Source organism: Candidatus Acididesulfobacter guangdongensis, assembly GCA_004195045.1.
In the GTDB taxonomy this organism is placed as follows: Bacteria; SZUA-79; SZUA-79; order Acidulodesulfobacterales; family Acidulodesulfobacteraceae; genus Acididesulfobacter; species Acididesulfobacter guangdongensis.
In genome coordinates, this window is sequence record SGBC01000004.1 from 31909 (window position 1) to 49711 (window position 17803).

A 17803-nucleotide genomic window follows, 5' to 3' on the forward strand; every position below is an offset into this window, starting at 1 on the left:
ATGGATGTTAAAGGAAATATAACAAATCTAGAACTCTTTGATGTATTAAAATTTTTAGATATATCAAAAAAGACCGGTGTTTTAAATCTTCGTTTTGATAATTTTGCGGCTAAACTTTTCCTGAAAGACGGCTTGTTAAATTTTCTGTCTATTTCGGAAAATTCTATTCTTGAAAAATTTATAATGAAATATTTGGATATCAGTAAAGAAGATTATTTTCAAATGCTTGAAAAGTACAGAACTTATTATAAAACTACGGCAGGATTTGACATATATTTTTTTAAACTTGGCGTTGTTCCGAAAGATAAAGAAAATGATTTTATTTCTAACTATATACTTGAAACCATAAACTATATTCTGTTTTTATCTAACGGCGAATTTTCTTTTGACGAGAAGCCTCTTCCGGAAGTTATAAATTTCGCATCTCCTATCAATCTTCTTCCGGTTCTGGTAGAAACAAAAAAAAGAAGGGACGAACTCGCCGTAATTTCTAAAGTTATACCTTCAAAGCAATATGTTCCTTCCGTTGTTACAAACAGGACCGGAAATTCAAGACCGTTAAGTCTTTCGCCTGCAATATGGAATGTTTTATCCCTTATTGACGGAAAAAGAACGGTTAATCAGATTATTGCTCTTTCCATTGAGAATGATTTTTTTATTATAAAAACATTATATAATCTTCTGCAAAGCGGATATATTCGCCTTGAGCCGCCTCAGAGCGCTAAGGCTGCCAATGTTGACATTGTAGATTCTATTAAAAAAATATTAAATGAACAATTAGGAAAAAAAGCAGATAAAATTCCTGTAGATTTCAGTCATGTCAGCACCGACAAGCAGTCTCTCACTAAACTTGTTAATGAAATAGAAAGATATGTGTACATGTTTATTGACGATAAAAAAGCGGCTAAAATAGATTATCTTCTCAAGCAGCTGCTGACGGTCTAAATTTTATGGATGTTATTATTTCCGAAAATCTTAAAGATAAATATGTCTGTCCTTTAGTTTTAGGCATATTCGGACACAATATATCTTATTCCGTTTCTCCTCTCATTCATAATAAACTGGGGAATATTTTAAAATTAAATCTTTGCTATAAAAAATTTGATATCGGTCCTGATTGCTTTACGGAGGCATTTAACGGCTTCAAGACTCTTAAATTGGACGGCGCCAATATTACAAAACCTTATAAAATAGAGGTTGTAAAATATTTAGATAAATTGAGTCGGGAAGCAGAAATGATAGGAGCCGTAAATACCGTAAAATTGGAGAATAATATTTATAAGGGTTATAATACCGATAGCTGCGGTTTTATAAAAAGCGTTAAATATGAATTCAATTTTAATATAAATAATGCAAAAATTGTAATTATCGGAGCCGGCGGCGCTGCGAAAGCTGTTTTATATTCCGTGCTGAAAGAAGGTGCTTCAAACATATATGTAATAAACAGAAACCAAGAAAAAGCAGCTCAATTAGTTGAAACGGCGGCTAAATGGAGTGAATATAATAATTGGCTCAATATTCAATCGTTATCGTATTCCGATTTTCTTTCCGGTAAAATTAAAGACGCCTTTTATGACTGCAATTTAATTATAAATACCGCGACCCCGTCTGAAGAATCAGCCGGAACAATATTGTCGCTGCCTTTCAGTAAATTAAACAAAAATGCCTATGCGATAGATATTTCATACAATCCTCCTGAAACCCCGTTTATGTCAATTATGAAAGAAAATAAAATTAAAACCGCAAATGGATTTTCAATGCTTATTTTTCAAGCCATCGAGAGTTTTTATATATGGACGGGCAAAAAACCTGCTTTTGATTTTACCGTTAATGCTGTAAAATAAAATTAAATAGAATTGCCGGCTAAATTAACTTTTTTTATGCCGATAAAATTTTTATACAACAGACTGCATAATATATGGTAATATTATAAATTAGCTTATAACTTAATAATATATTAATATTTTATTGTTATCATTATGGAATCTCAAAAACTCGGCGAAATTTTAGTAAAACACGGCAGTGTAAAAAAAGACGATATAAATAATGCTTTATTAATACAGGAAAAGATAAGAAATGGAATAAAAAAAGGCCAACAATTACAGGATGCTAAACTTGGAGAAATACTTGTTAAGAATAATATTGTTACCGCAAATCAGTTAGAACTGGCGCTTGAAGAACAGGGAAAAACAGGAGGCAGTATCGGTAGGCAGCTTTCAAAGCTAGGTTTCGTTAAAGATTCCGAACTTGTTTCGTTTTTATCAAAAGAGTTCGGCGCGGCTACCGTTAATCTTCTTTCCTCGGCAATACCGTCCGATGTTATCAAATTAATTCCGCCGGATACTGCGTTAAAATATCATGTGGTTCCGTATAAAAGACAGGGCAATACTTTATATCTGGCAGTTTCTGATCCTACAAAGGTCACTGTGCTTGAGGATATTAAATTTTATACCGGACTTAATGTTGAAGTGGTACTTGCGGCGGAATCAGAAATAAATCAGGCGCTATCGACCTATTATAATGCTTCAAGTATTTTGACTGAGCATAAAGACTATATTGATTCTATTTCTATTGAGGACACTAACGAAGAAATTGATATTTCAGAATTACAAAGGTCTTCTTCCGAAAAACCTATAATCCAATTTGTTAATAAAGTTATATCAGATGGAATTAGAAGAGGCGCAAGCGATTTGCATTTTGAACCATATGAAAATAATATACGCGTGAGATTCAGAATAGACGGAAAACTTAATGAAATCATGACAGTTCCGGGACAGCTGAAAAATGCTATAAGTTCAAGAATTAAAATTATGTCTCAAATGGACATAGCCGAAAGAAGAATGCCTCAGGACGGCAGAATAAAAGTCAGGGTAGAAAGTAAAGAAGTTGATATAAGGGTATCGTGCCTTCCCATATTGTACGGAGAAAAGATAGTTATGAGAATATTAGATAAGTCTTCTCTTCAGCTTGATATGAAAAAATTAGGATTTTCCGATAATCAGCTTAATGATTTTCAAGATGCTATTCATAAACCATACGGGATGATTTTAGTTACGGGACCGACCGGTTCAGGAAAAACAACCACTCTTTATAGCGCTCTGAGCGATTTAAATAAAAAAACCGTTAATATTTCTACGGCGGAAGACCCTGTAGAATATAATATTTACGGTATTAATCAGGTACAGATTAATGAAGATATAGGTTTGACGTTTGCTCAGGCGCTGCGTTCTTTTTTAAGACAGGACCCTGATATAATAATGGTAGGTGAGATAAGAGATTTAGAAACTGCGGAAATCGCTATAAAGGCTGCTTTAACAGGTCATTTAGTTCTTTCAACTATTCATACCAATAATGCTGCGTCTACGATTTCCCGATTGATCAATGTAGGCGTTGAACCGTTTCTTGTGGCATCAAGCCTTAATCTCGTAATAGCGCAAAGACTCATAAGAAAATTATGCACAGAATGTAAAGAACCATATATACCCGATGACAGGATGCTTCAAGGTTTCGGCTTTGAAGACGGCATAATAAAACGTAACGTATTGTATAAAGCTAAAGGATGTTCTGCCTGTATGAACACGGGATATAAGGGCAGGATTGCAATATATGAAGTGCTTACGGTAACCGATGACATTAAAGATTTAATTTATAAGAATGCAAATGAATTTGAAATTGAAAATATAGCCGTTAAAAACCATGGAATGATTACTTTAAGCGAATCGGCAAAAGAAAAATTTATCTCGGGCATAACCTCTATGGAAGAAATATTGCAATATCTTAAAACAAGTAATAATATAATTATATGACATAATAATATAATATGATAACATAATCGTATAATTGTATGATATGATAACATTTGATATTATTTATTTCATTTGAGATTTCTTATTAGTTTATTTGCTTGTACGAGTTGTACGGTATGATACTATTTTATTTTAATTTAATTTTAAATTTTTTATTAATTTATTAAAGGATAAGAAAATGTCATCAATAGCAGATTTATTAAAAACTACCGTAGATATGGGCGCTTCAGATTTGCATATAGCGGCGGGTTCGCCTCCCGTAATAAGACTGAGAGGTTCTCTTGCTCCCCTTAATTTTCCGTCGTTATCTCCTTCCGATACTCAAGGTCTTTGCTATAGCGTCATAACGGACGCGCAGAAGAAAAGATTTGAGGAGACGCACGAACTTGATTTTTCATTTTCACAGAAAGGAGTATCGCGTTTCAGAGGCAACCTATATTTTGACAGAGGGTCGATTGCAGGCGCATTCAGGGTTATTCCTCACGCTATACCTTCAATAGACGCTTTAGGTTTGCCTCCAATAATAAAAGAAATTATAAAATCTCCGAGAGGTCTAATATTAGTAACCGGTCCGACCGGTTCCGGCAAAACTACTTCTCTGGCAGCTATGATAGATTCTATAAATGCAACGAGACACGAACATATCATTACTATTGAAGACCCTATAGAATATATTTTTCAGCATAAATCATGTTTGGTCAATCAGAGAGAAGTGGGTCAGGATTCGTATAGCTTTGTAGAAAGTTTAAGACATATTTTAAGGGAAGACCCAGATGTAGTTCTGATAGGCGAAATACGGGATATGGAAACAATGGAAGCGGCATTGACTATAGCTGAAACAGGACATTTAACTTTTGGGACCCTGCATACTAATTCTGCCGTGCAGACTATTTCCAGAATTATAGACATATTTCCATCAGACCAGCAGTCGCAGGTCAGGTCGTCATTATCGCTATCCTTAGTGGGTGTTATGTCTCAAACCCTTATTCCTAAAATAGATAATCTTGGCAGAATTTTGGCTGCCGAAGTTATGATACCTAATGCCGCTATAAGAAATTTAATCAGAGAAAATAAAATTCATCAAATATATTCTCAACTTCAGCTCGGACAAGAAAAATACGGTATGCAAACTTTGAATCAGGCGCTTGCTTCGTTGGTGAACAACAGAATAATAAGCGAAACGGAAGCATATTCGCGCTCTTCGGACGTGGATGAATTAAAACAGAATATTAATTCCGGTTTGATATCTAAGGGCGGTTCCTTAAATAATAATATTTCTTCGAATGTCAATAATAACGCAGGAACAAAAGGAACGCAGCAGCAAAATCAAAACGGCAGTTCTTTTAACAAAACTAACGACGGATTGTTTTCCGGGATTGATTTTGACAAATTATAGAGCAGTTGCATTTACGAATCATCGGACAGGTGTCGATATTAATATTTGATTGATTATATAATTATAATATGTTATTATATAATATAAGTATATCATAAAATTATAAAGGGGTGGTAATTATATGCCTATTTATCAATGGAAGGGCAGAAAGAAAACAGGAGAATATATCACAGGTCAGATTGACGCAACAAGTCCGGAAATTGTCATCGATGAGCTTCATAAAAACAATATTTATCCTATTAATGTTGATAAAAAAAGCGAATTCCTGAGTATGCAGCTTACTGCTTCAAAGGAGATAAGTTCTAAAACCAAAATTAACGATGATGACCTGATAGTATTTACAAGACAGTTTTCTTCATTAGTGGATTCGGGAGTTCCTATTTTGCAGGGTCTCTCTATAATGATAGAACAGCAAAAGAATAAAAATTTAAAAGGCATCTTATCTAAAATTAAAGAAAATATAGAAAGCGGAGGAAGTTTATCAGACAGTTTCAGAAAATTTCCGCGTGTATTTAACGATTTATATATAAATCTTGTTGACGCAGGAGAAAAAGGAGGCGTTTTAGATAAAGTTTTCAGACGGTTATCCGTATATTTCGAAAAAACTCTTAAACTTAAAAGAAAAGTGAAGGGTGCAATGATATATCCTACAATAGTTCTGTCAGTTGCATTCGGAGTTATAGTTATCTTATTAACATTTGTCATACCTGTATTCGCAAACCTTTTTGCAAGCGTAGGCGCAAAATTGCCGGCCCTTACTCAGGAGGTAATTAATTTCAGCGATTTCGTTAAATCGTATATATTATATATAATTATCGCCATCGGTGTAATAATTTTTTTAGTCAAATCATATTATAAAAAAGAAAACGGAAGACGAAATATAGACCGTTTGATACTTAAGATACCTCTGGTGGGGCTCTTATTAAAAAAAGTTTCCATCGCAAGATTTTCCAGAACCCTTTCGACAATGATTGAAAGCGGCGTTCCGATTTTATCGGCATTAGGTATAGTGTCTAAAATAAGCGGAAATAAAATTATAGAAGAATCTTTAATTAAAGCAAAAGAAGATGTGGCATCCGGAGCCCCGCTTTCTGCCGCGATTAATAAAACAGGACTATTTCCTCCTCTTGTAATTCAGATGATAATGGTTGGAGAAAAAACAGGAAACCTCGATGCAATGTTGGCTAAAGTTGCCGACTACTACGACGAAGAAGTAGACAATGCTGTAACTAATCTGACTTCAATGATGGAACCTGCTCTTATAGTTTTTCTCGGGATTGTAGTAGGCGTTTTGGTTGTAGCTATGTATTTGCCTATATTTAATCTCGGAAATGCAATCAAAGGATGATTTTTGCATCTTATTATTATATCTGTATCATACCTAACATATGGCAAATAAAAGCCTGAAAAGAAATTTTCATATTGAAGGCAGTAACATTTATGAAAAGCTGAAATTTGTCATAGTATTCAGATTTACTGCAATTTCATTAGCGGTTTTAATTTACCTGCTCATATTAATTAATCACGGTTCGGATCTATTTTTTTATACTGAATACGAAATTTTTATTTTTTTAGTTATCATAGTTTTCCTCACTGTTCTATATTCATTTATAAATTATTATATTAAAAAAAGGAATAAAGAAAAATATTTTGCTTTGTTTGGACTAATGCAGATTATTTTTGATTTTATTTTGATATCCGTTTTTGTAATTTTAAACGGAGGATTGGAAAGCAATCTGATTTTCTTATATTATCTATTAGTTTTAATAGCAGGATTTATTTTTTTAGGTGCCGGTATTATTTTTTTTACGGTGGCTTCTTCTTTAATTATCGGTTTTATTGCCGACTTGCAGTTTTATTTCAATGTACCTGGACATTACTATTATTTGTATGAGCCTGACAAACTGCTATTTGCGCTCAGTTTAAATATTTTAGGTTTATTGATATTCGGCTGGATTTTATATAAATTTTCCAATAATATAAAATATTTAAGTAATAAAGTGATAGAAATAGACGAGGTAATGAAAAATGCGGCAATATTTAACAAAGAACTTATAAATAGTTTTACGCAGGGCGTTATTGTTTTAAACGATAAAAATAATATCGTATTTATAAATAAATCAGGAATGGATTTAATAGGTTCGGATGTATTTAATGACTCTATTGTCGGCAAAGCAGGCAGTTTTTATCATTTTAATTTAAAAATAGATGGCATATTCAAAGACTTTCCGCTAAATATTTTTGATGAAGAGAAAGTCGGCGCTATCCGTTTTGAAGTTAAACACAATGGGAAAATTATAGGTTTTGCCTATTCTGAATTTAAAGACAATAAAAATCCGGGACGGCGTATTTTGCTTTTTAAAGATATATCATATATAAAAGAATTAGAACTTGACTCAAAAATAAATGAAGGATTAATTGCTACCGGAAAATTAGCAGGCTGGCTTGCGCATGAAATAAGAAATCCATTGTCTGCAATTAATACTTCTATTGATATTCTAAATTCTGATAATATAAGTTGTAACATAATAGATGCCGGAGACAATAATGCTGATTTCAGCAAATTGACAGGGATAATAAAAACAGAAACTATAAGATTAGAGTCTTTAGTCAAAGATTTTCTCGGTTTTGTCAATAGTAAAACCGCAGCGTTTAATACAAACGCAATAGGCAGTTCAGTTAATTTTGAACACTTTAATCTTCATGATTTTTCTGAATATATAATTTCCCAATTTAAGTCATCGGAAGATTATGATATAACAAACAGAATAGACAATAGAATTGATATGTATTTTGAAAAATACCGCCTGCATCAAATATTTGTGAATATAATTGAAAATGCTGCCGCTTCGGTTAAATCAAGACATAAAAATAATTTAAGCAATAATACAAAAGGTAAAATAAGAATAAGCGCCATGAAAATTTCAGGAAAGTTTTCGGCGGGACAGGACGAACATAGCGAAAGCGAACGGGAGAACAGCAAACAGAAGGCAGCCGGCGATTTCTTAATCATGAAATTTTACGATAACGGAGAAGGCATAGACGAAGATGTTATTAAAAATATATTTAAACCGCTGTTTACCACAAAAAAAAACGGCACGGGCCTTGGACTTTCAATAGTAAAATCAATAATCGATAATTTTAGCGGAAACATCAGTATAAAAAGCAAAAAAAATAAAGGTACGTTAATTAATATTGCATTACCATTATATGAGCATAAAAAACGGTAAAAAAATTCTTATAATAGACGACGAAAAATCTGTTTTAGATTCTTTGGAAATACTTTTAAAATATGAGGGTTATGAAATAACGGCTTTATTGTCTGCAAGAGAAGCGTTAAAACTTATTGCCGATAATACAGATAGCACATTTAATTTAATTATATCTGATATTTCGATGCCTGATATAAGCGGCATAGATTTTCTTTGTCAGTTTAAAGACCTTTATCTTAAAAATATAAATTATTCTTATACGGCTCATCTATTGCCTGTCATACTTATGACGGCGTATTCCGATGTGAAAACAGCCGTAAATGCTTTAAAAGAAGGGGCGTTCGATTATCTCATAAAGCCTTTTGATACCGATGAATTTAAGATAACCGTTAAAAAAGCGGTAGAATATTTTTCCGTATATGACGAACTTAATAATCTAAAAAATAAATTAGTAGATAATGACAGATTAAGGGGAAATATAGTTGGGGATTCGGCGGCAATATCTAAAATTATAACCGAAGTAAATATTTTCGCAAAAAGTTTTTCCACAATGCTTATTACAGGTGAATCTGGAACCGGAAAAGAACTTGCGGCAAAACTTGCTCACGATATATATTTCAATAAGCGCTCCGACGGCAAACATGGAGGCGAATTTGTTCCGGTCAATCTATCCGCGATTCCTGAAAATCTTATTGAAAGCGAACTTTTTGGTTACACTAAAGGTGCGTTTACCGGTGCAAATTATGATAAAAAAGGCATTTTGGAATATGCAGATAAAGGTACGCTGTTTCTTGACGAGATAGGCGATTTGCCGATGTCTGTTCAGGTGAAACTGCTAAGGGTTCTGCAGGAAAAAACCTTTAGAAAAATAGGCTCAAATAAAGAATATTCTTTAGATATAAGATTTATTGCCGCAACTAATAAAGATTTAAACGAATTAATAAGACGAGGCGAATTCAGAGAAGATTTATTCTTCAGGCTTAATGCCATTCATATTGAAATGCCTCCCTTAAGAAAGCATAAAGAAGATATTCCCTTACTAGTTTCATATTTTATCGGCAATTATTCAAAAAAACTTAATAAAAATATTGCATTTATTAACCAGAATGCAGTTTCTATTTTAGCAGATTATGATTATCCGGGAAACATTCGCGAATTGGAAAATCTAATAGAAAGAGCATGTATATATTGCAGAACGGAAGAAATAACGGAAAATTGCCTTCCTGACAGTATAAAAAAAAAATCAAATAATATTATTTCAAAAATTAATGAAACAACTTATGAAGATATTTTAAAAAAAATTATTTTTGTATTTAATGAAATTAATGCTAAAAATAAAATAAGTTTAGAAAAATTTATAGATGATATTGAAAAAAATATAATAATTGATAGAATGGAAAATAAAAAACAATCTAAAAAACTGTTGGCAAAAGAACTTGGATTATCCGCAAGGTCTTTAAGATATATAGTTTCTAAAATTGCAGACAGAGGATGATTAATTATCTTATAACATTGGAGTATGACGGGTCAAATTATCACGGCTGGCAAATCCAGAATAATTATTCTGCAGAAAATAACAATGTAGAATTAAAAACAATATCCGGAGAAATTTTGAAAGCAATTAAAAAAATAACCGGAACAGACACTGAACTGTTTGTTTCAGGCAGGACAGACGCCGGGGTTCACGCATTAAATCAGGTGGCTAATTTCAAATTGCCTTTTTTACTTAATTTGGAAAAATTAAAATCAAGTTTAAACGGGGTGCTGCCGTATAACGATATCTCCGTTAAAAGTATTGAACTTGTTCATAATTCCTTTCACGCAACTTTTGATACCGTATCAAAAACATATCTTTATAAATTAAATAACGGATTTAGAAGCGCGCTCTTGTCAAAACATTCATGGTATATTAAAGATAATCTTAATTTTAGTTTAATGAATCAGGCTTCTAATATGTTTGTCGGAAACTATAACTTTATAAATTTTGCAAAATCTGATAAGAGAAAGTGTATCGAAGATTATTTCAGAAGAATAACCGAAATTAATATTCAAAAAAAAAATTACGGATTTGACATTTATATAACCGGAGACGGTTTTTTAAGACATATGGTAAGAAGAATTGTCGGAGCTATAGTTCTTTGCGGGTTAGGCAAAATTAATATCGAACGTATAAATTATCTGCTTAATGCGGGTAAAACGGCTGCTAATATTACTAAGGCTCCTCCGGAAGGTCTTTTTTTATATTCAATTAAATATAAACATAAATTTTTTTGTTGATATTTATCATTTATTTATTTATAATTAGTAAATAAAGTTAACCATTACTAAAGTTTTATCTAAAAGTGGGTTTATCCCGCTTTTTTTATTTATGCATGATGATTTATTGAAAAAAATTGACGAACTTGCGGAAGATATTGCAAAATATTATGGCTGCTATATTGTCGGGTCTTTATTTGTTTCTTCTCTAAAAAATAGAGGGGTTGCTTTGAGAATCTATGCCGATGCGGAAGGCGGAATAAGCATATCTCAGCTTACCGATATATCCAAAGAATTAAGCATGGTTTTAGATATTAAAGAATTAATTGATTTCAAATATAATCTGGAAGTGTCTTCCCCGGGTATAGACAGAGTAATTTTTAAAATAAAAGATTATATAAGATTCAAAAATAAACGCGCTAAAATATCTTTAAACGAAAAAATTAGCGGAAGATTAAATTTTATAGGAAAAATTATTGATGTGTCAGATTTAATAAGCCAAACGGGTGAAAAAATATCGTTAGATTCGTTTAACGCAGACTTAAACAACGCCGGTTCGAATATTATAAATGCGAATATAAAAATATACGATGAAATAGACGATAAAAATTACGTTATATCTTTTTCAAAAATAAAAAAGGCAAATTTAATAGCAGAATAAAAATTTTAATTTTATATTTTATATAAGTTAAGGAGTTTAATTGTGGCGCAACTTAATACAGAGCATCTTTCTTTAGTTATAGATCAGGTCTCTAAAGATAAAAATATTGACAGGTCTTTAGTTATAGAAGCTGTTGAGCAGGCTATACTTGCAATTGCACGCAGAAACATCGGAAGCGGCTATGATTTAGAAGCTCATTATACTGAAGAAACAGGAGAAATCGAAGTTTTTATGTTTAAAGAGGTAGCCGAAGAAGTTAAAAACGACAAAACGGAAATTACACTTGAGGATGCTATTGAATACGATGCCGACAGTCATATCGGAGACAGTCTCGGTCTTAAAGTAGAAAAAAATATTTACGGAAGAATTGAAGCTCAGGTTGCCAAACAAATTATATTTCAAAAAATAAAAGAAGTCGAACATAAAAATATATTTGATGAATTTAATCTCAGAAAAGGCGAAATTGTAAACGGTCTTGTAAGAAAAGTCGAAAAATCAATGATAATTGTAGATCTCGGCAAAACAGAAGCTGTTTTACCTAAACAGGATCAAATATTTAGTGAAGTATATAAATCTCATGACAGAATAAGAGCAGTATTATCGGATATCAAAATGGAAAAAGGAGGTCCGAAGCTTATTCTTTCCAGAGCGTCGGATGAATTTTTAATAAAACTTTTTGAATCTGAAATTCCTGAAATTTATGATGGGATAGTGAAGATAGTCAAGGTTGCAAGAGCTCCCGGTTTCAGATCTAAAGTTGCGGTTTACAGCAACAGCAGAGATGTTGACCCCATAGGTGCGTGCGTTGGAATTAAAGGTTTCAGAATACAAAACATTATCAATGAGTTAAGAGGAGAAAAAATAGATATAATTGAATATTCCGATAATCCTGCTAAGTTGGCTTCAAATGCTTTAAGCCCTGCCGAACCGTCAAAGGTTTCGCTAAATAGCCAGGCTAAGGTTATCACCGTAATCGTCCCCGACGATCAGTTATCGCTTGCGATAGGAAGGCAAGGACAAAATGTGAGGCTTACGTCAAAATTAACGGACTATAAAATAGATGTTGTTTCCGAATCTAAGTCTGCTAAGAAAGATATAGAAGGGTACAAAATGCTCATGGATATTCCGGGTATGGGGGATATTATAGCAAGGTCGCTTTATCAGAGCGGTTATTCTACCGCTGAAATTATAGCAGGCGCAGATTCTGAAAAGTTGGCGAATGATTTATCCGTCGATATTAAAAAAGCGGATAAAATTATTCAATCGGCTCAGGATTTACTTAATCGTCTGCAATCAGATTTAGAACTTAAAGAACGGATAAACAGGGAAATTAACTAAACTATGGCAGATAATAACGAAGTAATAAATGAAAGCAATGTTCAAGATTCCTTAAAAACTGAAGAAAGAAGAGTTTCTAAGGGAGTTATCAGGAGAAGACTGAGCAAAGTTGAATTAACCGGCGATGATAATTCTAAAAATGATAACTCTAAAGATATAAGCGAAGAACATCTGACATCTGATATGTCGGCAGGATCGTTATCTTCCCAATCTCAAGCAGAAGTTTCTCCTGATAATACGCAAAGCAAAGAAAACCCAGTTCATGATTTAAATAATCATGAATTTGTTCAAAACAAATTAAATAAAAATGAAGAAATAGGTGCGTTAAATATAAATATAAAGGCAGAAGGAGAGCAGAGCGGATTAGCAGACCTGAATGCTAAAAATAACAAATTCGGAACTGCGGGAAGCACTGAAAATTTGCAAAAGGAAAATAAAGATAATTCAGTGTCAAATGCGAACTTAAAAACAGAAAAGCCTGCCGTTTTACCATTGAATGCAGTTAAGGGTTTAGTCAATGGTTTAAAGGATGCTGCGGAATTAAATACACCTGAAAATAAATCATTAAAGAAAAATACCGTAAAAAAACAGAATGTAGTTAAACCTAAAAAAAATGAAAAAATAATAGATCTAATTGAAGAAAAAGAATATGTAGCTCCAAGAAAACCCAGAAAAAGATTTAAGGCATATAAAGATTTTAATAAACATAACGAATATAATTCAACGTTAATAACAGAAAAAAAACAATCTAAAAAAGTAATTAAAATAAGCAATGGAATAACCGTCAACGAACTTTCTCAGGCAATAGGCGTTAAAGCTTCCGAAGTTATCAAAAAGCTTCTGGATGTCGATATTATAGCTACAATTAATCAGATCATAGATATAGATGCAGCTTCGCTTATAACTTCCGAATATGGATATACGGTTGAAAATGTCAGTTTTGATGAAGTCGTAGCGCTTGAGGAATCTCCTGATGCCGAAGAGTCCTTGGTTCCGAGAGCTCCGGTAGTAACAGTTATGGGTCATGTTGACCATGGTAAGACTTCTTTGTTGGATGCCATAAGAAAAACAAATGTTACGACCAATGAAGCAGGCGGTATTACTCAGCATATCGGCGCGTATAACGTGAAAGTGGACGATTCGATGGTTGTTTTCCTTGATACTCCCGGACATGAAGCTTTTACCGAAATGCGGGCTAGAGGAGCAGGTATCACGGATATAGTAATTCTTGTAGTAGCCGCTGATGACGGTGTTATGCCTCAGACTATCGAAGCTATTAATCATGCTAAAGCAGCTAATGTTCCTATAATAGTTGCAATAAATAAAATAGATAAACCCGGAGCTAATCCGGAAAAAATTAAAAACAGTTTAATGGAATACGGTTTAGTATCTGAAGAATTAGGCGGTTCTACTTTGTTTTCGTCAGTATCGGCAAAAACAGGACAGGGATTAAAAGAACTTCTTGAACTTATTATACTTCAGGCGGAAATATTAGAGTTAAAAGCTAATCCTAATAAACCGGCAAGAGGAACGGTAATAGAAGCGTCTCTCGATAAAGGAAGAGGTCCTGTTGCAACCGTGCTTGTTCAGAGCGGCACATTGCATATTAACGATAGCGCTGTATGCGGTTTATATTTTGTCAAAGTAAGAGCAATGATGGACTATAACGGTAACAAATTAGAAAAAGCAGGTCCTTCTACTCCGGTGGAAATATTCGGATTAGAAGGCGTTCCCTCAGCCGGCGACAGTTTTATAGTTTTAAAAGACGAAAAAGAAGCTAAAAAAATAAGCATGGAAAGACAGCTGAAACGGAGAGAAAGCGAATACAGATCATCAAGCAAAATGACGCTTGAGAATCTATATTCTAAAATAAAAGCAGGCGATGTGAAAGAACTTAAATTAATTGTCAAGAGTGATGTGTTTGGCTCCATGGAAGCTCTTATCCAATCGTTCAATAAGCTTTCTACAGATAAAGTTAAGGTTGTGATAATTCATAGCGGCGCTTCAGCTATTACGGAATCAGATATTATGCTTGCAAAAGCAACGGGTTCTATCGTTATAGCTTTTAATGTGCGTCCTGAGCCTAAAGCTCTTACTTTAAGCGAAACTGAGAATATAGAGATAAGATATTACAATATTATTTATGATGCGGTAAAAGATATTAAAGATGCAATGGAAGGTCTTCTCGCACCTATAGAGAAAGAGATTGTGGTCGGAAAAGCGGAGGTAAGAAGCGTATTTAATGTTCCCAAAATAGGTGCTGTTGCCGGATGTATGGTAACATCCGGGGTTGTCAAAAGAGCGGCAGGAGCCAGGCTTTTGAGAGATAATGTTATAATATACAGCGGACATATCGATTCTTTAAAGAGATTTAAAGATGATGTTAAAGAGGTGCAGTCAAATTTTGAATGCGGTATATCCCTTGAAAATTTTAATGATATTAAAATTAATGATGTTATAGAAATTTATGAAATTGAATATATAAAACAAACATTATGATAGAAAGGAATAAAAGGGTTGCAGAATTGATTGCCCGCGAAGTTTCATTAGTATTAGAATTTAAAATTAACGATGACAGGCTTAAAAATGTTACAATTTTAAGGGCTGAGATATCGAAAGATCTTAGGTATTGTAAAATTTTTTTTAGTGTTATTGCTATAAAAAACGGAAATATTTATGATATGCAAGATAGTACATATTCTGATTATATAGAAAAGGAAGTAAAAAAGGTAATGAGCGGATTTAAAAGTTCAAAACATTTTATTAAAAAAGAAGTTTTTTCTAAAGTCTTGCTAAGATTAATACCGGATTTAAGTTTTGAATATGATCCTGGTATTGAACAATCATCGAGGATTCTTAAAATAATAAACGATAATAAGAAAATCACGGACGATAATTTGTAATATAATTTTTTTTATAATAATTATTATAATAAAAGGACAAAAAATATAAATGTATAGGCTAAACAATGCCGGAAGTTTTTCAGACAGCGCAGATGAAATATTTCATTTAATAGAGACGTCTAAAAAAATACTTGTTGCAACGCATGAAAATCCTGAAGGCGATGCGATAAGCTCTGCTATAGCTGTAGGGATGTTTTTAAAATCTTTAGATAAAGAAATATATCTTTACGATAAAGACCCGATACCCTTAAATCTAAGGTTTTTGCCGTGGGCAAAGGAATTTTCTCAGAAACTTCCGGCGGAACCCATAGATTTACTCATTGTAGTAGATTGCGGCGAGATTCAAAGAGTCGGCGACGGTTATGAAAACATGTTGACGATTAACAGAATAATTAACATTGACCACCACTTTACGAATAATAATTTTGGGCATGCTAATTTTGTTATTCCGGATGCAAGTTCTACAGGGGAGGTACTATTCTACCTTTTTGCGGCATACGGTGCTAAAGAAAACAAAATAGAATATAAAATCGGCGAAGAATTACCGTACAAAGCTGAAGAAAGACACAGAGTGCTGTCTAAAATAAATAAAGATATGGCAATATGTCTTTATGCGTCGATATTAACGGATACCGGTTCATTTAGATACGCTTCTGCTACAAAAAACGCTTTTTATATCGCTTCTGTCCTGAATCAATATGATATAGCTCCGGCTAAAATCGCCGAAGAAATATATGAAACAAAACCTCTGGAACAGTATAAGTTGTTATCAAAAAGTTTAGCTACGCTCGAATTAGTTCAAGACGGAAAAATTGCATCTATGATTGGTTCTAAACAAATGCTTAATGAAATATTTCAAGATAATGAAAATCAGCAGAAAGGCTTGGCTTTATTTGAAAACTTTGTTAATTATCCAAGGTCTATTAACGGCGTTGAAATTGCTATTTTTTTTAAAGAAGTTTCTTTTAATGAATACAGATTGAGTTTTAGAGCAAAAAGCTATGCGGATGTTTCTAAAGTTGCAGAAAAATATGGCGGCGGAGGTCATAAATTTGCGGCAGGATGCAAGGCAAGCGGAGATTTAAATAATCTTAAAAAGGATATATATGAATACTGCAGAAAAGTTCTCTAGATCAGGGCTTTTAATAATAGATAAACCGGCAGATATTACATCTTTCGGGGTAGATAATTTTATAAAAAAAACATTGAATTGTAAAAAAGTAGGTCATGCAGGCACTATTGATCCGTTCGCCACAGGAGTTTTGCCTATTTTAATAAATAATGCTACAAAATTGCAAGACAAGTTTCTTGATATGCCAAAATCATACGAAGGAACATTTGAATGCGGGAAGTTTACCGATACGCTTGATGCGTCAGGTAAAATAATTATAGAAAAAGAAATTTCCGGTGACGATGTTGTTGGAATTTCAAACTATCTGCGGAATTTAAAGGGAGATATTATTCAAAAAGCTCCGTTATACAGTGCTAAAAAATATAAGGGCATAGCCTTCTATAAATATGCAAGAAAGAATAAAAGCAATGAATTGCCGGATGAAATTATTAATAAAACATCAACGGTTCATATATATGAATTTGAAATCAAATCTGTTGAAGGATTGTTTATTAATTTTAGCTGCAGGGTTTCTAAGGGCACATATATAAGAGCTTTTGCGCAAGATATTCTAGATAATTTTAATTTACCGATTAACCTTATTTCTCTCAGAAGAACAAATGCAGGCGGATACGATATTTCAGATGCAATATCTTTTAAAGACCTTGAAAAAGGCAAAGATTTTATTGTAAGTAATCTGATTAATATAGATTCAAATCATTAGTTCTTATTTTTGCGATTCTATATTTACTGCGTTACTCAGTACAATTGTATATTAGGATTTATTTATTAAAAAAAATTAACATATAATATTAAACTATTTTTTGGAGGAATTTATTAAATGGCTATATCAAAAGAGGAAAAACAGTCAATAATCGGAAAATTTAAACAGCATGATTCCGATTCAGGTTCTGTTGAGGTACAGGTTGCGTTATTAACTTACCGCATAAATTTATTATCTGAACATTTTAAGAAGTTTGCTAAAGACCATCACTCAAGAAGAGGACTCTTAAAAATGGTTTCGAGAAGAAGGCATCTTCTTGATTATATTAAAGGAAAAGATGAAGCTAGATATAAATCTTTAATAGAATCTCTTGAGCTTAGAAAATGATTTTAAATT

Annotated in this window: 15 protein-coding genes; all 15 read left to right on the top strand. The window is 32.8% G+C overall.

Annotated features, from left to right (window positions below):
• Complete coding sequence (locus EVJ46_08725) at positions 1-945, top strand: DUF4388 domain-containing protein (protein RZD15607.1); 945 nt, start codon at positions 1-3, stop codon at positions 943-945.
• A 5-nt stretch (positions 946-950) separates the two neighbouring features.
• Complete coding sequence (gene aroE, locus EVJ46_08730; protein ID RZD15608.1) at positions 951-1844, top strand: shikimate dehydrogenase; 894 nt, start codon at positions 951-953, stop codon at positions 1842-1844.
• Positions 1845-1979: 135 nt separating this feature from the next.
• On the top strand, positions 1980-3806 hold the full coding sequence (gene pilB / locus EVJ46_08735; GenBank protein RZD15609.1) for a type IV-A pilus assembly ATPase PilB: 1827 nt from the start codon (positions 1980-1982) through the stop codon (positions 3804-3806).
• Positions 3807-3984: 178 nt separating this feature from the next.
• On the top strand, positions 3985-5202 hold the full coding sequence (locus tag EVJ46_08740) for a type IV pilus twitching motility protein PilT (protein ID RZD15610.1): 1218 nt from the start codon (positions 3985-3987) through the stop codon (positions 5200-5202).
• A gap of 121 nt (positions 5203-5323) precedes the next feature.
• Entirely contained in the window at positions 5324-6550 is a 1227-nt protein-coding gene (locus tag EVJ46_08745; protein RZD15611.1) for a type II secretion system F family protein, read from the top strand.
• A gap of 40 nt (positions 6551-6590) precedes the next feature.
• Entirely contained in the window at positions 6591-8432 is a 1842-nt protein-coding gene (locus EVJ46_08750; GenBank protein ID RZD15612.1) for a hypothetical protein, read from the top strand.
• Positions 8413-9909, top strand: a complete 1497-nt coding sequence (locus EVJ46_08755) for a sigma-54-dependent Fis family transcriptional regulator (GenBank protein ID RZD15613.1) — start codon at positions 8413-8415, stop codon at positions 9907-9909. Before EVJ46_08750 ends, EVJ46_08755 begins: the two co-directional genes overlap by 20 nt.
• On the top strand, positions 9906-10691 hold the full coding sequence (gene truA / locus EVJ46_08760; protein ID RZD15614.1) for a tRNA pseudouridine(38-40) synthase TruA: 786 nt from the start codon (positions 9906-9908) through the stop codon (positions 10689-10691). The genes EVJ46_08755 and truA overlap by 4 nt, the downstream gene beginning before the upstream one ends.
• Positions 10692-10782: 91 nt before the next feature.
• Positions 10783-11331, top strand: coding sequence for a ribosome maturation factor RimP (locus EVJ46_08765; GenBank protein ID RZD15615.1), 549 nt, complete (start codon positions 10783-10785; stop codon positions 11329-11331).
• A 42-nt stretch (positions 11332-11373) separates the two neighbouring features.
• The gene (nusA, locus tag EVJ46_08770) at positions 11374-12669 is read left to right on the top strand and encodes a transcription termination/antitermination protein NusA (protein ID RZD15616.1); all 1296 of its coding nucleotides are present in this window, start codon (positions 11374-11376) and stop codon (positions 12667-12669) included.
• A 3-nt stretch (positions 12670-12672) separates the two neighbouring features.
• On the top strand, positions 12673-15168 hold the full coding sequence (locus EVJ46_08775; protein RZD15617.1) for a translation initiation factor IF-2: 2496 nt from the start codon (positions 12673-12675) through the stop codon (positions 15166-15168).
• Positions 15165-15572: a 30S ribosome-binding factor RbfA gene (rbfA, locus tag EVJ46_08780; protein RZD15618.1), complete on the top strand. Its 408-nt coding sequence runs from the start codon at positions 15165-15167 to the stop codon at positions 15570-15572. The genes EVJ46_08775 and rbfA overlap by 4 nt, the downstream gene beginning before the upstream one ends.
• 49 nt (positions 15573-15621) lie before the next feature.
• Entirely contained in the window at positions 15622-16704 is a 1083-nt protein-coding gene (locus EVJ46_08785) for a bifunctional oligoribonuclease/PAP phosphatase NrnA (GenBank protein ID RZD15619.1), read from the top strand.
• Positions 16679-17407 carry a tRNA pseudouridine(55) synthase TruB gene (truB, locus tag EVJ46_08790; protein RZD15620.1) on the top strand — a complete coding sequence of 243 codons (729 nt, stop codon included), beginning with the start codon at positions 16679-16681 and terminating at the stop codon, positions 17405-17407. The genes EVJ46_08785 and truB overlap by 26 nt, the downstream gene beginning before the upstream one ends.
• Positions 17408-17524: 117 nt before the next feature.
• Positions 17525-17794 carry a 30S ribosomal protein S15 gene (locus tag EVJ46_08795; protein ID RZD15621.1) on the top strand — a complete coding sequence of 90 codons (270 nt, stop codon included), beginning with the start codon at positions 17525-17527 and terminating at the stop codon, positions 17792-17794.
• Positions 17795-17803: the final 9 nt, after the last annotated feature.